This is a genomic window from Yoonia sp. F2084L, assembly GCF_023015625.1.
Lineage (GTDB): Bacteria > Pseudomonadota > Alphaproteobacteria > Rhodobacterales > Rhodobacteraceae > Yoonia.
On sequence record NZ_JALKAH010000001.1, the window covers coordinates 767,750 to 787,022 of the forward strand.

The 19,273-nt window shown below is 58.1% G+C and carries 20 protein-coding genes; 10 read left to right on the forward strand and 10 right to left on the reverse strand.

What is annotated here, in order from left to right:
• Window positions 1–18 precede the first annotated feature (18 nt).
• The 6 genes from MWU60_RS03770 to MWU60_RS03795 all read right to left on the reverse strand — a co-directional run bounded on the left by MWU60_RS03770 (window position 19) and on the right by MWU60_RS03795 (window position 4,627).
• Window positions 19–606 carry an HNH endonuclease gene (locus MWU60_RS03770; RefSeq protein ID WP_247225709.1) on the reverse strand — a complete coding sequence of 196 codons (588 nt, stop codon included), beginning with the start codon at window positions 604–606 and terminating at the stop codon, window positions 19–21.
• A gap of 137 nt (window positions 607–743) precedes the next feature.
• Complete coding sequence (locus MWU60_RS03775) at window positions 744–1,466, reverse strand: GGDEF domain-containing protein (RefSeq protein ID WP_247225710.1); 723 nt, start codon at window positions 1,464–1,466, stop codon at window positions 744–746.
• Between the two features lie 101 nt (window positions 1,467–1,567).
• Window positions 1,568–2,236 carry a prolyl oligopeptidase family serine peptidase gene (locus MWU60_RS03780; RefSeq protein ID WP_247225711.1) on the reverse strand — a complete coding sequence of 223 codons (669 nt, stop codon included), beginning with the start codon at window positions 2,234–2,236 and terminating at the stop codon, window positions 1,568–1,570.
• Entirely contained in the window at window positions 2,233–2,862 is a 630-nt protein-coding gene (locus MWU60_RS03785) for a DNA-3-methyladenine glycosylase 2 family protein (RefSeq protein WP_247225712.1), read from the reverse strand. Before MWU60_RS03785 ends, MWU60_RS03780 begins: the two co-directional genes overlap by 4 nt.
• Window positions 2,859–3,581 carry a cobalt-precorrin-6A reductase gene (locus tag MWU60_RS03790; RefSeq protein WP_247225713.1) on the reverse strand — a complete coding sequence of 241 codons (723 nt, stop codon included), beginning with the start codon at window positions 3,579–3,581 and terminating at the stop codon, window positions 2,859–2,861. The genes MWU60_RS03785 and MWU60_RS03790 overlap by 4 nt, the downstream gene beginning before the upstream one ends.
• The gene (locus tag MWU60_RS03795; protein ID WP_247225714.1) at window positions 3,578–4,627 is read right to left on the reverse strand and encodes a cobalt-precorrin-5B (C(1))-methyltransferase; all 1,050 of its coding nucleotides are present in this window, start codon (window positions 4,625–4,627) and stop codon (window positions 3,578–3,580) included. The genes MWU60_RS03790 and MWU60_RS03795 overlap by 4 nt, the downstream gene beginning before the upstream one ends.
• 97 nt (window positions 4,628–4,724) lie before the next feature.
• Between MWU60_RS03795 and cobA the strand changes: the two genes are divergently transcribed.
• The 3 genes from cobA to MWU60_RS03810 all read left to right on the forward strand — a co-directional run bounded on the left by cobA (window position 4,725) and on the right by MWU60_RS03810 (window position 8,156).
• Window positions 4,725–5,576, forward strand: a complete 852-nt coding sequence (gene cobA, locus MWU60_RS03800; protein WP_247225715.1) for a uroporphyrinogen-III C-methyltransferase — start codon at window positions 4,725–4,727, stop codon at window positions 5,574–5,576.
• A gap of 72 nt (window positions 5,577–5,648) precedes the next feature.
• Window positions 5,649–6,899, forward strand: coding sequence for a cobyrinate a,c-diamide synthase (locus tag MWU60_RS03805; RefSeq protein ID WP_247225716.1), 1,251 nt, complete (start codon window positions 5,649–5,651; stop codon window positions 6,897–6,899).
• Window positions 6,900–6,941: 42 nt separating this feature from the next.
• Window positions 6,942–8,156, forward strand: coding sequence for an MFS transporter (locus MWU60_RS03810; RefSeq protein ID WP_247225717.1), 1,215 nt, complete (start codon window positions 6,942–6,944; stop codon window positions 8,154–8,156).
• 58 nt (window positions 8,157–8,214) lie between these two features.
• Here the strand turns inward: MWU60_RS03810 and MWU60_RS03815 are convergent, their stop codons facing one another.
• The 3 genes from MWU60_RS03815 to cysS are packed head-to-tail and all read right to left on the reverse strand — an operon-like array spanning window position 8,215 to window position 12,037.
• Window positions 8,215–8,982, reverse strand: coding sequence for a squalene/phytoene synthase family protein (locus MWU60_RS03815; RefSeq protein ID WP_247225718.1), 768 nt, complete (start codon window positions 8,980–8,982; stop codon window positions 8,215–8,217).
• On the reverse strand, window positions 8,979–10,604 hold the full coding sequence (gene cimA / locus MWU60_RS03820; RefSeq protein WP_247225719.1) for a citramalate synthase: 1,626 nt from the start codon (window positions 10,602–10,604) through the stop codon (window positions 8,979–8,981). The genes MWU60_RS03815 and cimA overlap by 4 nt, the downstream gene beginning before the upstream one ends.
• The gene (cysS, locus tag MWU60_RS03825) at window positions 10,604–12,037 is read right to left on the reverse strand and encodes a cysteine--tRNA ligase (protein WP_247225720.1); all 1,434 of its coding nucleotides are present in this window, start codon (window positions 12,035–12,037) and stop codon (window positions 10,604–10,606) included. Before cysS ends, cimA begins: the two co-directional genes overlap by 1 nt.
• 321 nt (window positions 12,038–12,358) lie before the next feature.
• On the opposite strand from cysS, the gene MWU60_RS03830 reads away from it, so the two are divergent.
• From MWU60_RS03830 to MWU60_RS03840, 3 genes are all read left to right on the forward strand, one after another.
• Entirely contained in the window at window positions 12,359–12,760 is a 402-nt protein-coding gene (locus MWU60_RS03830; protein WP_247225721.1) for a DUF6636 domain-containing protein, read from the forward strand.
• 349 nt (window positions 12,761–13,109) lie between these two features.
• The gene (locus MWU60_RS03835; RefSeq protein WP_247225722.1) at window positions 13,110–14,615 is read left to right on the forward strand and encodes a peroxidase family protein; all 1,506 of its coding nucleotides are present in this window, start codon (window positions 13,110–13,112) and stop codon (window positions 14,613–14,615) included.
• A gap of 73 nt (window positions 14,616–14,688) precedes the next feature.
• On the forward strand, window positions 14,689–15,027 hold the full coding sequence (locus MWU60_RS03840; RefSeq protein ID WP_247225723.1) for an MmcQ/YjbR family DNA-binding protein: 339 nt from the start codon (window positions 14,689–14,691) through the stop codon (window positions 15,025–15,027).
• Here MWU60_RS03840 and MWU60_RS03845 read toward each other — a convergent pair.
• Complete coding sequence (locus MWU60_RS03845; RefSeq protein WP_247225724.1) at window positions 15,014–15,403, reverse strand: VOC family protein; 390 nt, start codon at window positions 15,401–15,403, stop codon at window positions 15,014–15,016. The genes MWU60_RS03840 and MWU60_RS03845 overlap by 14 nt on opposite strands.
• A gap of 255 nt (window positions 15,404–15,658) precedes the next feature.
• Between MWU60_RS03845 and soxR the strand changes: the two genes are divergently transcribed.
• The 4 genes from soxR to MWU60_RS03865 are packed head-to-tail and all read left to right on the forward strand — an operon-like array spanning window position 15,659 to window position 19,229.
• The gene (gene soxR, locus MWU60_RS03850; RefSeq protein WP_247225725.1) at window positions 15,659–16,102 is read left to right on the forward strand and encodes a redox-sensitive transcriptional activator SoxR; all 444 of its coding nucleotides are present in this window, start codon (window positions 15,659–15,661) and stop codon (window positions 16,100–16,102) included.
• Window positions 16,103–16,135: 33 nt separating this feature from the next.
• Window positions 16,136–17,311 carry a pyridoxal phosphate-dependent aminotransferase gene (locus MWU60_RS03855; protein WP_247225726.1) on the forward strand — a complete coding sequence of 392 codons (1,176 nt, stop codon included), beginning with the start codon at window positions 16,136–16,138 and terminating at the stop codon, window positions 17,309–17,311.
• A 50-nt stretch (window positions 17,312–17,361) separates the two neighbouring features.
• Entirely contained in the window at window positions 17,362–18,423 is a 1,062-nt protein-coding gene (locus MWU60_RS03860; protein WP_247225727.1) for a trifunctional transcriptional activator/DNA repair protein Ada/methylated-DNA--[protein]-cysteine S-methyltransferase, read from the forward strand.
• Window positions 18,420–19,229: an isocitrate lyase/phosphoenolpyruvate mutase family protein gene (locus MWU60_RS03865; RefSeq protein ID WP_247225728.1), complete on the forward strand. Its 810-nt coding sequence runs from the start codon at window positions 18,420–18,422 to the stop codon at window positions 19,227–19,229. Before MWU60_RS03860 ends, MWU60_RS03865 begins: the two co-directional genes overlap by 4 nt.
• Window positions 19,230–19,273 lie beyond the last annotated feature (44 nt).

Genomic DNA, 19,273 nt, shown 5'->3' on the forward strand with positions numbered 1-19,273 from the left:
CTGACGCGGCGTCTAAGTCTAGGCTTCGAGTTCAGCATCCCAGTAAAGGAAATCCAGCCAGCTATCATGCAGGTGGTTTGGTGGAAATTTCCTGCCGACGTTATGCAACTGCTCTGGCACCGGCCTGCGCGGCGGCTTTTGCAAGCTCATCCCGCATTGTTTGAGCGACCGCGCCCCCTTGCGCAGGTTACAAGGCGAACAGGCCGCCACAACATTTTCCCAGCTGGTGATCCCGCCGCTGGCACGTGGCACAACATGGTCAAACGTCAGATCGCCACGCGCGCCACAGTATTGGCAACAGAATTCATCCCGCAAAAACAGGTTAAAGCGGGTAAAAGCCACCATCTTTTGTGGCCTCACATAGTCTTTCAGTACAACCACGGAAGGGATTTTGATCACTGTCGACGGGCTGCGCACGACCTCATCGTATTCGCTGACGATATCAACACGGTCGAGCCAAGCGGCCTTGACCGCTTCCTGCCAGGGCCACAGTGACAATGGATAATATGACAGTGGGCGGTAGTCCGCATTCAGCACCAACGCCGGATAGTGTTTGAGCGCACCAGGCGCGCGCACAAAGTCAGTTCTGAATTCCGTCTGCGTCATTAGTCACACCCCAGATAGGCTGTGCGGGAGCAGTCAAAGCGGCAGTCCCGCATTCTTCTTAACGAAGACTATATATCGCGTCAGAAATGTGACAACCCCCAGAATATGCGGCAAAAAGTCGAAAAATCGCGCAGGCTTTACGCCGCTAACTTCCCATCGGACATCATCACTTGCGCACGCCCTCGTGCCTTGGCGCGCAAAAGTGCGGCCTCGGCCTGTTGCATTAGGACGGCAAGTGCAGTTTGCCCATCCGCCATGGCCACACCAACGGACACGGTCACCTCAAAACGCGTGGTTCCCGTTGTGACCTGAATACCCTGCGCCAAACGCTCTGCCACGCTGCGCCCGGCATCAAGCGTGGTCCCCGGCAGGTAGACGGCAATTGTCGCCCCGTCGATACGGCCGACGACATCGGTCGCGCGCGTTACTTCGCGTAGCCGGATAGCCAACGCCATCAAACATAGATCACCAGCGTGATGGTCGTGTTTGGCGTTGATCTGCCCTAACCCGTCGATGTCCAGCATCATCAAGACGCCGGTTTGCTGCAGCTTACGCTCGGTCCGTTTGATAAATGGCAGCCGTTGCAAAAGTCCAGTCATCTGATCGGTTTCGCTGGCTTCGATCAATTGCACCCGCAACCGGCCCATATCGGCCATAATCCCGGTCACCACCGCATAAAGCGGCAGGCCAATCATCACCATGGCACCAATGTAGTCGCGTGTGACACCGTGAAAGGCGTTATCCTGCAACACATCATGCGCGAAAACTGTGCCGATAACACCCAGTGCCAAAATGGCATAACGGATGGCCCAGCCTAGCCGGTTCTTTGGGCCCAAAAGTGAAACAATAGGGCTATGCATTATGCAACCTGCATTGACTGAAAGCACCGACCGCCCTCGGGTCGATTAACACATGCAAATTGTAAGGAACACTTAACAGAAGACAACAATCTACCCTCCGATTAGCTGAGCCCCAATCTATCGCGCATGAACGCCAGGGCAACGGAAAGGCCGTCTGGCGCAATGCCGTGGCCGGTACCCTTCATTATATGAGCATAGACCTCTTTCCAACCTGCATCTTGCAAAGCTTCCGCAGCGGCAGGCAAGGACTGTGGCGGCACGACATCATCCGCGTCACCGTGGATCAGCAAAACCGGCGGGCGGCTTTGGGTTTCTTCGGCCAGCAATTCAGGCTCTAGCAGACGCCCGGAAAAGGCGACAATACCTGCGATCGGATCTTCGCGCCGCGGCACCACATGCAGCGCCATCATCGTGCCTTGCGAAAATCCAAGCACCATCACTTGTTCCGGCAGCAAATCCTCATCGACCATAATCCCATCCAGAAACGCATCCAGATCAGCAGCCGCGCGTTCCAGCCCAAGCTTGCTTTCCTCTTCGCTGGACCCGTCAATCCACGGGATCGGAAACCATTGGCGGCCCATTGGCGCGCCCGCGCATTCCTCCGGCGCATCAGGCGAGATGAACAGCGTATCAGGCATATGTTCACCCAACGGATCGGCGAGACTGATCAAGTCGGCAGCATTCGCCCCATATCCATGTAGAAATATCACGCAGGATCGTATCTCACCCGATACCGGTTCGCGCCGCTCGGCGTCCAAAGCTCGTGTCATCTGATGCCTTCCCGTTGTTTGTGCTGCTTGTAGTAGGCCCACATGATCCGGGCCGCAACCGATCGCCACGGCGACCAGTCTTCGGCCATCGCGCGCAGCTCTTTTTCTTTGGGGCGTTCGGGCAGATCAAAGATCAGCTTGGCCGTTTCCTGCAACGCCAAATCACCCGGCGCAAAGACATCCGCCCGGCCCAGTGAAAACATCGCGTAAATCTCAGCCGTCCAAGCGCCGATCCCCTGCACGGCGGTCAGTTCCTTGATCACCTGCGTCGCGGGCAATCCCCGCAACCCCTCGTAGTCAATCCCGGCAGCCGCAAGCGCATGGGCATAGCGTGCCTTTTGCCGGCTCAGCCCCAGATCACGCAGCGCATCATCACTGGCGGTCGCAACATTTGCCGGATCGGTCATGCCCGCCGCCTGCAACCGCCCCCAGATCGCATTGGCCGAGGCCACGCTGACCTGCTGGCTGACAATGGCGCTTAACAGTTCTGCAAAACCATCGGGCTTCAAACGCAACGGGAGTGGCGGTAACCCTTTCATGGCCTGTGCAAAGCGGGGCTCAGACTGACACAACCAAACGGCACCTTCAGCGACACATGCGTCCCCAATAATCACACGCTCTTTCACAGGGCACGCACCCAATCCAACGCCGCCTCAACTGTGTCTACGACAGGCCAATCCCCTTGTGCGGGCCGCTTTATCATCAATACCGGAATACCCAGCTGACGCGCTGCGGTCAGCTTGGTCCGACTTGGCGCCCCTCCGGCGTTCTTGACCACCAGACAGTCCACACCAAGCTGTCGAAACAACGCCACTTCGTCTTCGACTGAAAACGGCGGGCGCCCCACAAGAAACCGACCACCCGCAAAGGGAAAATCATCGGTCGGCGGGTCGATTTGGCGACAAATCACTTCGCGCCCGACCAGATTGGCAAAGCGGCCCAGGGTCTGCCGGCCAGTGCCAAGAAAGACCACCGCATTTGTCGGTATATGATGGGCGGCCTCTGTCTCATCTAGAATTTGGGTCCAGTTGTCCCCGGGTTCAGCCACCCACGCGGGCCGCAGGAATTGCACATATGGAACCTTCAGGGACCGGCAAATCCGTGCGGTGCGTTCGGTAATCTTGTGAGCAAACGGGTGTGTCGCATCCAGAACAGCCGTGATCCCGGCGTCCTGTAGATAACGCTCAAAGCCATCAGCCCCGCCAAACCCGCCAACCCGGGTGGGCAACGGCTGCGTTTCAGGATTTCGTGTGGCACCGGCCAATGAAATGACAGCATCGGTCCCGCGCAAATGCGCCGCAATCTGACGGGCCTCGCCCGTGCCCCCCAGCAGCAACAGCGTCACCCGCCCGCCCTCGCGATGATCGCACCTTTGCGATCAATGATGATGATATCGAAGGTTATCTGCGGTGACGCAAAGCGGCTTTGCACCTGCGCCAATGCGGCTTGCGCTAAGGTCGCTGCCAGCGGCGGTCCGGCAATCTGGTACGCCTCTAACGCGGTATTGGCTTGCGCCACGCGCGGATCGTTGACCCTCTGCGCGAGGTCCGCAAAATCCACCTGACTGCGCCCCGAGTGCAGATCAATCGCGCCTTGTGCAAGCTTGGTGATCTTGCCGATCCCGCCGCCAATCGTCACGCGCCCCACAGGATGGGTCATCAGGTACTTCAACATGCCGCCCGCAAAATCGCCCATATCCAGCATCGCGTGGTCCGGCAGATCATAAAGCGCCTGCACCGCAGCCTCGGATGTGGCACCGGTGCATCCGGCAACATGGCTCAGACCTGCCGCACGCGCCACATCAATCCCACGATGAATAGAGGCAATCCATGCCGCACAACTAAAGGGCCGGACAACCCCCGTTGTGCCGAGGATCGACAAACCGCCTTCGATCCCCAGCCGCGGATTCCAGGTCTTCAAGGCAAGCTCTTGGCCGCCGGGCACGGACACTTCGATTGTCACAGCAGGTGTTTGACCAAACTGCGCAGCCATTTCCGTGACCACCTCTGTCATCATCCGCCGCGGCACCGGATTGATTGCAGGTTCGCCCACTCCAATCGGCAGGCCGGCTTTGGTGACAGTGCCAACACCATCACCTGCGGCAAACACAATACCGTCCGGAGAGGCGGAAACAGTCACAACGATCAAAGCCCCATGGGTCACATCAGGATCGTCACCCGCGTCCTTGGTGATCCCGACACGCGCCCAGTCCTGACCGGCCTCAGCCAGGGCAAGTGGAAAAACAGGGGTTTCACCCTTGGGCAAGGTAATCCCGACCTCATGCGGAAACGCCCCACCCCACAGCCGCATCAACGCCGCTTTTGTCGCCGCTGTCGCGCACGCCCCCGTGGTCCAACCCCGGCGCAGTTCTGTCTTGGCCTTATCCTTCATTAGCGTGACGATAGGCAGGCGCGCGCATGACGGCAATCAACAATACGAGGTCGTTTGTCACCTTTCCAAATCGAGCGTTCAGCGGCATAAAGCAACTATGACGACAGACATCCCCCTTCCCGCCCATTCATGGCCCGTGCTGGAACCCGGCTGGGTCTGGCTGTGTGGGGCCGGTCCGGGCGATCCGGGGTTACTGACACTGCATGCGGTCAATGCACTGCGGCAGGCGGATGTGGTGATTTATGACGCGCTGGTGCAGGAACACATCCTGACTTGGGCGCCGCAGGCCGAACACATCTACGCAGGCAAACGCGGCGGCAAACCGTCCGCCAAGCAACGCGATATTTCTTTGCGGTTGGTTGATCTGGCGCGCGCGGGAAAGCGTGTGCTCAGGCTCAAGGGTGGCGATCCCTTCGTCTTTGGACGCGGCGGTGAAGAGGCCCAAACGCTGGTCCAACATGGCATACCCATAAGGATCATCCCCGGCATATCGGCTGGTATCGGCGGGCTGGCTTATGCGGGCATCCCCGTGACCCACCGTGACGTCAATCAATCGGTCACATTCGTGACAGGGCATGACCAATCAGGCAACACGCCAAGCTCGCTTGACTGGGTCAGCATTTCAAAAGGCAGCCAAGTCATCGTGATCTATATGGGCATGAAACACATCGCCCAAATTGCAGGACAACTAATGGATGCGGGCCGCAGTCCGCATGAACCGGTAGCCGTCGTCACAACGGCCACAACAGAAGACCAACAGGTGCTGGAAACAACGCTTGGCACAATCGTAGACGACATCGCCAAAGCAGAGCTCGCACCACCAGCGATCATTTGTGTCGGCCAATCCGTGCTGATGCGACAAGTCCTTGATTGGCAAAGCATGGCGGCAGGGCAAGCGCCGCGCAACCTCGACCCACTCGGCCGGGGTCGACCTGCCGAGTCCGCCTAAAACAATGCCTACTCACCCCTTTCTTCGTCCAATCAAACTTCCGCCGGAGGCATCCCTTCGCCTCGGAAGACGATGAGCTTCATTATCGCCGCACCCTCCTCCGGCAGTGGCAAAACGACACTCACCCTGGGACTGCTGCGCGCACTAAAACGACGCGAAGTGCCCGTACACGCCGCCAAGTCGGGACCCGACTATATCGACCCGCGCTTTCATGAGGCCGCCTGCGGTCATCCTTGCCTCAACCTTGATGCATGGGCGATGACCCCCGCCCGGATCGCAGCGCTCAGCGCAGGCGCGCTCCCGCTGATCATAGAAGGGGCAATGGGGCTCTTTGATGGCGCACCACCCAACGGCAAAGGGGCGACCGCAGACCTTGGACGCATTCTGCAGCTCCCTGTCATTCTGGTGATCGACGCAGGCAAAATGGCAGGGTCAATCGCACCGCTTGCAAAAGGGTTCATGCAACATGACCCAGAGGTCCAAATCGCAGGTGTGATCCTGAACAACATCGGCTCTGCACGTCACGAAACCATGTTACGGCGCGCGCTTGGTGACATTCCGGTTTTCGGAGCCATTCCGCGTAACGCGAAACTGACGCAGCCCTCAAGACATCTTGGGCTTGTTCAGGCGCAAGAACGCCCCGATCTCGAAACCTATCTCGATGGCGCAGCAGACCTGATATCGGCACATTGCGATATGACTGCGTTGCAAGCGATGCTCAAACCCTTAGCGGCATCAGCGACACACACAAAACGCCCGCCACCGGCTCAAACCATCGCCATCGCCCAGGACGCAGCCTTCGCATTCAGCTACCCCCACCTGCTGCAAGACTGGCAAAATGCAGGGGCCAGCCTGTATTTCTTTTCACCTCTCGCGGATGATCCCGCACCTGATGCCGACATGATTTACCTGCCCGGAGGCTACCCCGAACTTCATGCAGGCAAGTTGGCTGCCAATAGGACATTCCTGTCGTCCCTGCAAAACAGCAAGGCGCAGATTTACGGCGAATGCGGCGGCTATATGACCCTTGGCGAAACGCTGACGGACAAGGATGGCAACACACATAAAATGGCCGGACTGTTGCCGTTGGATACCTCATTCGCCACCCGCAAACTGCATCTTGGCTATCGCAACCTGACGGCAAACAAAGGCGCTTTCGCGGGCACCTGGAAAGGCCACGAATTCCACTTTGCCACCACATTGCGCGCCACAGGTACCCCGCTTTTCCAAGTAACCGATGCAGAAGACACGACCCTGCCGCCGATGGGCTTGATCCAGAACAATGTGAGTGGGAGCTTTGCCCATATTATCGACGCAAGCTAAGCAGTCCTTGCACCCAACACAGACCGGGCGTACCGATACAACATGACTTACGTTGACGATACACGGGCCAAACGCAATGTGGCCGTATTGGTGCTGGCCCAAGCGATCCTCGGTGCCCAACTGCCTATGATTTTCGTGGTCGGCGGGCTTGCCGGCGGACAGCTTGCGTCCAACCCCTGCCTGGCCACGCTGCCGATTTCATTCATCGTCTTCGGGTCCATGACAACAGCGCCGTGGATCAGCCCACTGATGCAGCGCAATGGCAGACGCTTTGGGTTTTTTCTGGGTGCTTTTGCGGGGGCGGTCGGGGCCGCCGTATCAGCCTATGGGCTTTACATCAGTTCATTCCCGATCCTTTTGGCCGGATCATACCTGACCGGTATCTATATGTCGGCGCAGGGTTTTTACCGGTTCGCTGCCACAGACACAGCATCCGAAGCCTTTCGGCCCAAGGCGATTTCATACGTCATGGCCGGGGGGTTGTTGTCGGCAATTGTCGGGCCGCAGTTGAACAAACTGGTGTCAGATGCCTTCGTCATTCCATTCCTGGGTACGTATCTCGCAATCATCTTGCTGAACCTGGTTGGTATGTTCCTCTTCCTTTGGCTGGACCTGCCCAAAGGATCGCGGTCAGAGCCGCAAACACAGTCCGTCAAAGGACGCACACGGATGGAACTGCTGCGCGACCCACGCATCCTGGTCGCGATCATTTGCGCGATGGTGTCTTATTCGCTGATGAACCTCGTGATGACCTCGACGCCGCTGGCCGTCGTTGGCTGCGGATTCACCACAGACAACGCCAACGACATCGTCTCTGCCCATGTTCTTGCGATGTTTGCACCTTCCTTCTTCACCGGTCACCTGATCGCCCGCTTCGGGGTCGAGCGGATCGTCTCACTCGGTTTGGTGATCCTCGCCCTCGCTGGCGGCGTGGCACTCTCCGGCGTGGAATTGGGCAACTTCTACCTCGCCCTGATCCTGCTTGGCCTTGGCTGGAATTTCGGCTTTATCGGCGCGACCACGATGCTCGCTGGCGCACACCGCCCTGAAGAGCGCGGGTCTGTGCAAGGCATGAATGACATGATCGTCTTTGGGATGGTAACGGTCGCATCATTGGCATCGGGCGGATTGATGAACTGCTCGGGCGGGTCACCCGTCGAAGGCTGGAATGCTGTGAACCTCGCAATGGTGCCGTTCCTGGTGCTTGCGGGCGGATCGCTGATTTGGTTGGTTCGTCAGCCCAAAATGGCGGTCTAGAGAGCAAGATTTTTCTGCGAAAATCTTGGGGCTCCGAACAATTTTCGTCGAAAATTGTTCACCGCCACCAGCCGCGCAGTGAGACGTTCAAAAACCGCAGGCTATCACGTGCCGGATTGCTGTCCAAAGCATCCGCAATAACGCGCTCTGCCGCATCCCGCACCATTTGCAGCACCGGGCGCGCATGATACCCCGCGACCAAGGCGGGACCAGAGGCTTTCGACACTGTTCTGCGCGCGCCACGCGCCTTACCAAGCCGGTCCAATCCCTGCCCAGCCAAACGCGAAATCGCTTCGTTTGAACAATCAATCAACGGCACGCGCGTTTGCGCCTGCAACGCAGGAACCGCCTGAAAGATATTTGCTACCCCGACACCATAAGCAAAATCACGCACAGTCGTTTCCTCTGCCGCCCCCAACAAACGCGCCGCTGTCCACATCAGGTGACCGGAGGTTGCATTGATATAGGCATCAAAATGCGCCTGATCCTCAAACGGGTCCTTGTATACATCCCACCGGCGCGCCGCGACGAGCCCATCCAAGCATTGCGCCCCTTCCCGATCCAAACAACTCGCCAAGGCATCAACAACCTCGTGACGACGCGGGGTTTTGCCTTCGGCGATCTCTTCCAACGCATCGCGCCACCATTGCAACCGCATTTCGGCGATTATCGCCTCTTGCGTCACCCAAGGCGCGCGGGCGACCTCTACATTGAACGCATAAAGCGGAAACAGGGTTCGGCGCGCCGCGACCGGTGCGGCCATCGCCACGCGAAACCGCAAGGGATCGGCCTTCTCCACCAGCGCAGCACAGGCCTCAAAGCTCATGCTTCCGCCTTTGCCCCGTCGCGGATCAGCTTCCAGTTGATCGCGTCAATCAAAGCATCAAAAGATGCATCCACGATGTTCGCGCTGACCCCGACCGTGGACCAGCGTCGGCCCTTGCCGTCTTCGCTGTCGATGATGACGCGGGTCACCGCCTCGGTCCCGCCATTGGTAATACGGACCTTGAAGTCGACCAGTTGCATGTCGTCGATGATATCCTGATAGGGGCCAAGGTCCTTGGACAGCGCGCGGCTAAGCGCGTTGACAGGACCCTGATCTGACCCATCCGGTCCCTGACTTTCACTGACGTTCAGCATCTTCTTGCCGTGGACCTTCGTCACGACCACCGCCTCTGAAATCGAGACCATACGATTGCGCTTGTCCTTGCGCCGCTCAACCGTCACCCGATAGCGTTTCACCTCAAAGAAACGGGGCAAAGTACCGAGTTCCTCGCGCGCCAACAGCTCAAAACTGGCCTGCGCGGTATCGTAGGAATATCCCTCTGCCTCGCGCTCCTTGATCCGCTCGACAATGCGGGGCAAGGCCGGATCATCCGCCGCGACCTCCAGCCCCGCATCCAGCAAGCGGGCGCGCAGGTTGGATTGCCCTGCCTGGTTCGACATCGGCACGATGCGGCTGTTGCCGACGGCTGCCGGATCAATGTGTTCATACGTGCTGGGGTCTTTGGCAATGGCACTCGCGTGCAATCCCGATTTATGGGCGAAAGCCGAAGCCCCCACATAAGGCGCCTGTTTGGCAGGCACACGGTTGAGGATATCGTCCAGCAGGCGCGAAGCACGCCGCAAACCCTTGAGCGCCTCCAGCGATACGCCCGTCTGGAACATGCTGGCGTAGGGTTCTTTCAACAGCAGTGTTGGGATCAGCGTCGTCAGGTTGGCATTGCCACAGCGTTCGCCCAGCCCGTTCAGCGTGCCTTGCACCTGCCGCGCACCGGCCAGCACAGCGGCCAGCGTGTTGGCCACAGCATTTTCCGTGTCGTTGTGCGTGTGGATCGCCAGATGATCGCCGGGAATGCCGCTTGCGATTACAGCGGTTACAATATCCGACACCTCATGCGGCAGCGTGCCGCCGTTGGTATCGCATAGCACGATCCAGCGTGCACCGGCGTCATAGGCGGCATGAATCGCCTGCAGGGCATAGTCCGGGTTCGCCTTGTAGCCGTCAAAGAAATGTTCCGCATCAAACAGCCCTTCCCGGCCCTGCGCCTTGATATGGGCAAAGCTGGCAGAGAGGTTTTCGAGGTTGTCCTCAAGGCTGATCCCCAGCGCGGTCGTGACGTGAAAATCATGCGCCTTGCCGACCAGACAGACTGCAGGCGTACCCGCGTTCATGACCGCTGCCAGCACATCGTCATTTTCGGCAGAGCGGCCATTGCGTTTGGTCATGCCAAAGGCGGTGAAGGTCGCACGCGTCTTGGGTGGGCTGGCAAAAAAGTCGGTATCGGTGGGGTTAGCCCCGGGCCAGCCGCCTTCGATGTAGTCCAATCCGAGGCCGTCCAGCACCGCCGCGATCTGGTGCTTTTCATCAGCCGAAAACTGCACACCTTGGGTCTGTGCGCCATCGCGCAGGGTGGTGTCGAAGAGGTAAAGGCGCTCTTTCGTCATCAGAGCCCCTCCAGCTTGGCCGCGTCAAAGTCAGGCCCCGGCGTCCATGTCGCCTGTCCGCCTACGTCCGTCACCTGCACGCCAGCGGCATTGAGGATATCGCGCACCTCATCCGCACGCGCCCAATCCTTGGCCGCACGTGCCGCTGCACGATCAGCGAGCAAGGCATCAACACGCTCGGCCACCGCAGGTGCGACACCATCGCCTGCCTCGCCCCCGTCAAACTGCGGGATCGCAGACCAGTCATTGACCAACCCGAGCATTTGCATGCCGTAGGCAAAGCCCGCCAAAGCGACCGGCGTTTTACCCTTCGCCAAGACATGCAGGCGCGCCAAAGCGCCTGATGTGTTCAGGTCATTGGCCAGCACGCCGATAAACTCGGCGTCTGGTTGCCATTTACCTTCGGCCTGCAACGCGGCAATCAACTCTGGCCCAAAGCCATGGCCATGCAGGATACCATACCATTTGCGCAATGTGCCTTCGGCCTCGGCCCGCCGCGCCTCTGTCCAGTCCATCGTCTTGCTGTAATGCGTGCCCAGCATCACCAAGCGGATCACCTCACCCGGCACGCCCTGATCCAGCAGGTCGCGGATCGTAAAGAAGTTGCCCAAGGACTTGGACATCTTCTTGCCCTCGACCTGCAACATCTCATTATGGACCCAATAGCGCGCAAATTCCCCGGTCGGATGCGCGCAGGCGGATTGCGCGATCTCGTTTTCGTGGTGCGGGAATTGCAAATCGTTGCCGCCGCCGTGAATGTCAAAGCTGGTCCCCAGCAATTCATGGCTCATGGCCGAGCATTCGATGTGCCAGCCCGGACGGCCATAGCCCCAAGGGCTGTCCCACCCCGGCACACCATCGCCCGAAGGTTTCCACAGCACGAAATCCATCGGATTGCGTTTGTAAGGGGCAACCTCAACGCGGGCACCGGCGATCATATCGTCGATGGAACGGCCCGACAGCGCGCCATAGTCGGCGTAGCTATCGACCGCGAAAAGCACATGGCCCTCGGCGGCATAGGCGTGATCCTTGGCGATCAAATCCGCGATCATGGCAATCATTTGCGGGATATGGGCGGTTGCGCGCGGCTCATGCGTTGGGCGTTGCAGGCCCACTGCATCCAGATCATCGTGATACCACTGGATCGTCTCTGCCGTGATGTCGCCAATCGCACGGCCCGTTTCAGCCGCCCGCGCGTTGATCTTGTCATCCACGTCGGTGAAATTGCGCACATAGGTGACGTGATCCGCCCCATAAACCTCTTTCAGCAAACGAAACAGCACGTCAAACACGAGCGACGGACGCAAATTGCCCAGATGCGCGCGGTCATAGACCGTTGGGCCGCAGAGGTACAAACGCACATTCTGCGGATCAATCGGAACAAAGTCCTCGCGCTTGCGGGTCTTTGTGTTGTTCAGGCGGATGGTCGTCATGGATGCCTCGCGCAGGGTTACGCCGCGGGCTTACCAAGTTCAGTTCTGATGTGAAACGTGAAAGAGCAACCCGCGACAGATGTCAGCAGATAATAATGCAGCAGGTAATGATGCAGATGCTCTTCATGAGCGTGAGATAGCAGGTTGCTCCGCATTCGTCCAGCGCGCGGTTGGCACGGCGTTATCTGGTCGCGCGTCTGTGACCGACAATGGCCTATTTTCTTATTGCTTTGCATAACCCATTGCTTCAGCCTTTGGGCGCACCATCTAGCGAGTAAAACAAGCTCTACACCCAAGAGCTCACCGACCACGAAAACAGTTATGCGTAACAAAGCTTTCACCCTTGTTATATGCCTTGCCGCAAGCGGCGCAGTACCTGCTGCGGCGGAGAACATTCGGTTTCAATCACCGTCGGGTAACATCACCTGCGGGCTGACTGAGTTTGCGGCGTTCTGCACGATCGAGGAATACACTCCCAGCTTCACGCAATCGCCCCGCGCGTGTGGCGGTGACTGGGGTAGTCAGTTTTTTGTGCTGTCTTCGGGCGATGGGGCGTTGGGGTGCGTGAACATGAACACAACCGCACCCGCGATTGTACTGCCCTATGGAACAAGCACATCGTTGTCGAACATCCGGTGCAGTTCCGAGACGACCGGGATCACCTGCACCAATCGTGACGGCGGCGGGTTCTCAATCCGGCGAGCGCGGCAGCGGATTTTCTGAGTTTAGATTGGGTGCGCTGGTTTTGGTGGTAGGGCTACCAAATGACCGTCACCTGTAGACAAACCGAACCAGCGTCAGTCACTAGGTAAACCATGAATAATATGCAGATTGCGGTCTGAGATCACGCGATCCTCTTTCACTGCGCCGGCCTAATCAAACCTCACAGATTTATCAAATGGACCCTATTTCGCGGCATTCCGACGGCCTTATTGTAGGCGGATTGCGGACAGTTCTATATTTAGGTCAGGATTGTTCACTTTTTTAAATCTGCAATAAGGCGTACGGTTTTCCTGCATCATTTTTATGCACACGACCAATTTTACGATTACTATTTTTGGAGGACGACCTGATGAGTATGTCATCACATTCTATTGATCACGTTACTGTTCCACGTTCAAAGCATTTCAAAGGCCCATTTGGCCGCATGTTCCGCAACGCAGATATATGGAAACCACAAGACACGGACGATGCCGCCGCTACGGCCGCAATCAGCGCCTTTGCAAGCAACGCGATGGCAGAACCGCCCGGCGCGCCAGAGCGTGAAAACCCCAACCTTCCCGCAGGCTACACCTACTTCGGCCAATTTGTGGATCACGATATTACCTTTGACCCCACATCGTCTCTGCAACGTGCCAATGATCCCAACAAGCTGCACAACTTTCGCACGCCGCGTCTTGATCTGGACTGCGTTTACGGTGAAGGACCGGCAGACGAGCCGTTCATGTATGACAAGGACCGGCCCGGGATGTTCCTGATTGGTCGTGTCGGTGACACCAATGAACCCGATCTGCCCCGCAACGTCAAAGGGACCGCTCTCATCGGTGATATGCGCAATGACGAAAACCGTATCGTATCGCAATTTCAGCTGTCTGTCTTGCGGCTGCACAACGCGGTCTACGGTCAGTTGATCAATCAGGATCCAGAGGCGCTGGATGCCACTTTCCACATGGACAAAGAGGCGTTTGACGAGGCGCAGCGCATTGTTCGCTGGTTCTATCAATACATCGTGTGGAACGACTACGTGAAACGCCTCGTCAAGGACGATATCTGGTCCAGCGTGCTGTCGCTGGTGGATGGTAAAATGATCTATGGAGGCCGTTTCTATAAGTGGGAATATCAGCCGTTCATTCCGATTGAATTTGCCGTATCTGCATATCGCTTTGGTCATACGCTGGTCCGACCTGGCTATCAGGTGAACCTAAACAACGACGTGGGTCTTGGATTTGGCGTCGAGCTGCCAATCTTTGCGGCACCAGGATCGGGAAACCAAGATCTGTCAGGTTTCCGGTTCATGCCACCCCGCGAGACGGTGCAGTGGGACTGGTTCTTTCAGATGAAATCATCTAGCGGTCCGTTTCCACAGCCATCCCGCCGGATCGACCCGGAACTGTCATCGGCAGTATCCCACATTCCCGATGATCAGGGTGGCACCAACTTGCTTGCATTTCTGAACCTGATGCGCAGCTGGCGCATGGACATGCCAAAGGGTACCGCCGTGGCCCAATCCATGGGCTTTACGCCTCATGCGATTGATGATCACCACGAGGATATTCTGTGGCACTACATCCTGAAAGAGGCCATCAATCTGCCCGGGGCCAACGAAGGCAAAATGCTTGGCAACGTGGGCGGCACAATTGTCGCCGAGGTGTTTGGCGGTCTGTTGCATGGCGATCCCAGCGGCTACGTCAAGAACGCCCCGTCTTGGACCCCCGCCTCAGAGCCTGCATTAACCACCTTGCTCCCTGACGGCCCCGAAAACGGGGGCGACTGGGAAGTGGCGGATATCCTGCGTGCGGCAGGTGCACCTGCCAATGATACTGATGTGGCCAATACGATCAGTACGGGTCATAACTAACAACTCATGTGGGGCCGTGAGTCACGCGGCCCCATACCTTGTCAGCGGAGACCGCTTCGGCCATTCTGCCCTCATGTCACGCCAGATAGTTGATAAGCTTTGTGCCGCACACCCCGGTGCAACCGCCTCTGATCCCACAACCGAGCTTGATAGCTGGAAGGTTGGCGGCAAGATGTTTGCCTGTTTTGGCGACCGCATTGACGGGGTTTGCGTTAAGACGGACAGTGTTGAAACGGCCCAGATGCTGATTGACGCAGGTGCCGGGACCAAGGCGCCCTATTTTCACAAAAGCTGGATTCTGATCGGGTTTGACAGTGACGCAGATGAACTGCGTCACCGGATTGCCGTGTCCTACGACATCGTTTTCAAAAGCCTGACCAAGAAGGCGCAGAAGGCCATTACTGGTAGCTGATCACTTCGATTTCGACGCCATCTGCGTCATGAAAGTAAAAGCGCCTTCCGGGTTCGTAGTCCGCATGACTTGTCGGGACAAACCCCAGTGCCTTCACTTTTGCCTCGGTCGCATCCAGATCGTCGACCACGACACCAATATGGTTCAGCCCACCGCGTGTCTGATAGCTGGCGTCGGCTTTTGGCACGGTCTGCGCCGGGTCAGAGCCTGAATATACAGCGATATAGCTTTGATCAGAGCCCACATGCACGGTGTATCCCAGCCCATCCATTGCAGATCCTTCCCACCGTGTGTGCCACCCGAAAAGGTCGCTTAGCATCGCAGCCGTCTTTTTGGGGTCCGATACGGTAATATTGACGTGTTCGAGTTGTGCCATGGTCATGTTCTCCTTTTGAATGACGTGACGAAGCGGGCAAGCGGGCCTGGGCTGGATGGTGGCGCGGTGTCACGGAAACAACCGCATTCAAGGTCATGCCCCCACCCCAACCCGTCGCGCTTCATTGCGGCCAGCGCTGCGGGATCAGCGCAGTAGCGTTTGGTGGTGCGTGGCGGCATGGTCTTTCTCCTCTGTTCAAGCTTTGTCGAATCTGTTGTAATTTCTCAAGTTAACTTGAGATCAAGAGGTTTCTTCATGACGCAAGGATTGACCATCGGTGATCTGGCCGCGCGCACAGGTCTGGCTGTCTCGGCTATCCGGTTTTATGAGACGCATGACATCGTAAAACCAGTGCGCAATGACGGGGGACATCGCCGGTACGGGCGGTCTGATATCAGGCGATTGTCATTTGTGATGGCGGCCCAAAAACTGGGGTTCTCTTTGTCCGAAATCGCCCCACACCTGCGCCGCCTGCCCGATCACAAGGCCCCGACCAAGGCCGACTGGACCCGGATCGGCAAAACATTTCGACGTGATATCGACGCCCGTATCGCCGCACTCGAAGACCTGCGCGAAAAGCTTGATGGATGCATCGGTTGCGGATGTCTTAGCCTGGACAAATGCGCGCTTTACAATCCCGCGGATATCAAAGGGCAAGAGGGCACCGGGCCACGCAATCTGAAGGGCATGACCTCTTGACTTCGGCCTGCAATGGCCGTTCCCCTGCGCTGCATGAAACTCTCGCATCGCATCACCCATATCACCGGCGGCGGCTCTGACGGCTGGGACGTCTTTTACAAGGCCCGGCGCATGATCGCGGATGGGGTTCCGGTGACGGAACTGACCATCGGCGAGCATGATATCCGCACCCACCTTGATATTTTGAACGCAATGCATGCCGCTGCCGCAGGCGGCCACACAGGCTATGCAATGGTCCCCGGCACCCACGCCCTGCGCAAAAGCGTGGCCGCCCGCATTGCGACCCGTACAGGCGTGCCGACAACCGCAGATAACATCCTGATCACACCGGGCGGGCAAGCAGCCCTTTTCGCAGCACATATGGCGGTTTGCGATCCCGGCGATACCGCCGTTTACATTGACCCCTATTATGCCACCTACCCCGGAACGATCCGCAGCGCCGGCGCTGTTCCAAAGCCGATCGTGACAACACCCGAGACTGCATTTCAGCCGACCGCACAGGCGTTGATTGATGCAACAACGGGCGCGACCTCCCTTTTGATCAACACGCCCAATAACCCGACCGGGGTCGTTTATTCACAAGAAACATTGCAGGCCGTTGCCGATGCCTGCATCGCCAATGATCTTTGGCTGATCTCGGACGAGGTTTACGACACCCAAGTCTGGGAAGGCACCCACATCAGCCCACGCAGCCTGCCCGGCATGGCCGACCGCACGCTTGTGGTGGGCTCAATGTCCAAAAGCCATGCGATGACCGGCAGTCGCGTCGGCTGGATCTGTGGGCCAGAAGATACAATCAGCCAGATCATCAACCTTGCCACCCACACCACCTATGGCGTGGCCGGTTTCATTCAGGACGCCGCGGATTTCGCACTGAACCAAGGCGACAGCCTTGAAGAAGAGGTCGCAGCCCCGTTCCGGCGCAGGCGCGCGCTGACGATGCAGGCGCTTGAAGGGCAAAACGTCGTCCGCGCCGTACCTGCACAGGGTGCAATGTACGTGATGCTGGACATCCGTGCCACGGGGATGGATGGCGAAGCTTTTGCCAACGCGCTGCTGGATGCCGAACATATCGCCGTCATGCCGGGTGAAAGCTTTGGACAAGCGGCGGCAGGCCATGTCCGGGTGGCGATGACAATTGCCGATGCGCAATATGTCGATGCTTTGAACCGCCTGATCGCTTTTGCCAGCGCCAAGGCCGCTGAATAAGCGCCCGATTTCAGGCGGCACGCCAGACAAGAATCAGCTAGAACTGGGTCATGATGTTTGACCTACCTGATGATAACATACTTTATGCAGCCCTTTTGGCACGCGATCCTGCCTATGACGGGCGTGCCTTTGTCGGGGTTTCATCGACGGGTGTCTTTTGCAAGCTGACCTGCCCGGCACGCAAACCAAAGCGTGAAAACTGCAGCTTTTACAATGATGTCAGCGCCTGTCTTCAAGCTGGCTTCCGTCCTTGCAAACGCTGTCATCCGATCAAACCTGCTGCTGAAAGCGATCCCGCCATTGCCGCGCTGATCGCGGCCCTTGATGCCCGCCCGGACTATCGCTGGTCCGAAGGCGATATCAGTCGCATGGGGTTTGACCCGTCGACGATCAGGCGGGCGTTCAAGCGGCAGTTTGGCCTGACATTTCTGGAAATGGCACGCAGCAGGCGTCTTGCGCATGGGTTCACCGCACTCAGCGCGGGCTCTGTGATCGACGCCCAGCTGGATGCCGGTTTCGACAGCCCTTCGGCCTTCCGCGCCGCCTTCGCCAAACTGATGGGTGTCGCACCCGGCAGTCTGACACGCGATGCGTTGCTGCGTGCTGACCATCTTAAGACACCGTTGGGTGATATGATTGCGGTCTGTGACACGCGCGCCTTGCATCTGTTGGAATTTGCAGATCGCAAAGCGCTGCCCACTGAGATGAAACGCCTGCACAAGGCGGCCAAAGGCAGTATCGGGATTGGACGGTTCGAAACTCATGATCAGATCGAGGCAGAACTGACCGCGTTTTTCAACAAGACCAAAGAGACATTCACGACGCCGCTCGCGCTGCACGGCACCCCATTCACCCGTGACGTCTGGAAAACGCTTCAGACAATTCCCGCCGGTGAAACACGCAGCTATAGCGCGGTGGCGGCGGCAATGGGCGCACCACAGGCAATCCGCGCTGTCGCCCGTGCGAATGGCGCGAACCAGATCGCCATCGTGATCCCGTGCCACCGGGTGATCGGCGCAGATGGATCGCTGACCGGATACGGCGGCGGGCTTTGGCGCAAACAACAACTGATCGCCCTTGAAAAACATTACGCAGACAGGAGACAACAATGACCCATATCGCCGAAACCTTTCGCGCCCTCCACGTCAAAGGCGATCCGCTTTTGATGATCAACGTCTGGGACCGGGGGTCCGCCAAAATGATGGCAGCGATGGGTGCCAAGGCATTGGCAACGTCATCGGCAGCACACGCATTCACAATGGGTCGCCCCGACGGCGGAACCGTCACACGCGACGAAGCTCTGGCCCATGCCGCCGAGATTGTCAGTGCGACACCGCTGCCCGTGCAAGGCGATTTTGAAAACGGGTTTGGCGATGATCCCGAGACCTGCGCCGAGACTGTGCGTCTTGCGGCAGAAATCGGTCTGGCAGGTATCTGCATCGAAGACACAGCCTTGCCCGCGCAAACGGCCTATGACTTTGATCTCGCCGTGGAGCGGATCGCCGCTGCATCGGCCGCCGCACGGGCTTTAAGCCATGACTTTGTACTGACCGCACGCGCCGATGGCATTTTGACGGGCGCTTATGACACCGATGAGGCAATCCGCCGTCTGATCGCGTTTGAAAACGCGGGCGCAGATTGCCTTTATGCCCCGCTTCCGCCTGATATGGCAGCACTGGCCCGGATCTGTGATGCGACAACGGCCCCTGTGAATGCGCTGCTTGCTGGTGGGTTTACCAAAGAAAACCACGCCGCATTCGCCAAGATTGGTGTCGCGCGCCTGTCGCTGGGATCAGCGGTTGCACGGGTGACGCACCGAGCGATCCATGATGCGGCGCAGGCCATGATCGGTCAGGGTGACTTTTCAAATCTCGGCAATGGGATCAGCGGCGACGTCATTGACGCAATGCTGCAATAAAAAAGGGGCCTGCCGGTGTCGCGGCAGGCCCCAATAGGCATCCA